The 539-nt window shown below is 47.5% G+C and carries 1 protein-coding gene; it reads left to right on the top strand.

The window, feature by feature from the left end:
* On the top strand, positions 1-539 hold a 539-nt coding region (locus tag KP705_RS16670), incomplete at both ends, for a hypothetical protein (protein ID WP_215765059.1).

The following is a 539-nucleotide window of genomic DNA, read 5'->3' as shown; positions in this document are numbered from 1 at the left end:
GGGCCCGATATTGCTATGGCTCTCTGTGTTGAGCCTTCTCTTGATGGTCGTGTCATCGTTGGTGATGAAATAAAATTCGAGCAGATGGAGAATAAGATTGTTGGGCTGATGCTCCCGCATCATGCTTTCTATAACGTCTCTGAACCCTGTCTTATGGTCCAGAATTATACGCAGACGCCTGACACTGAACTCGGCAAAAAGGCTCTCGAACTCATTGAAGTTGTCTCTAAGCGACACCATCAGCAGGTTATCGAAAAACTCCAAAAAATTGGATGCGATGCTCTAACGGGGCGTAATCTGTTTGCGTTGCGTGGTTCGTGGGAGCTTGGCAACAGGGATATCAATGCGGTGGATGATTCCGCAAAAGCATATATGCTTGACACTTACACGATATCTCACATGGGTAGAGGTGGGGGTAGCGTCTTAGAAGATGGGATGCTGTCAAAGGTTCTCGACATAGAGCGTCTACAAGACCCCGTAGAGCTTGATGAGCCTCCTATTGAGGTTCCGGATTCCGAATACTTCGAAGCTAATCAGGA

This window comes from Gluconobacter sp. P1D12_c, from assembly GCF_018812105.1.
In the GTDB taxonomy this organism is placed as follows: Bacteria; Pseudomonadota; Alphaproteobacteria; order Acetobacterales; family Acetobacteraceae; genus Gluconobacter; species Gluconobacter oxydans_A.
Note: the sequence above shows the minus strand (reverse complement) of the source record. Positions and strands in the feature narration are given on the sequence as shown.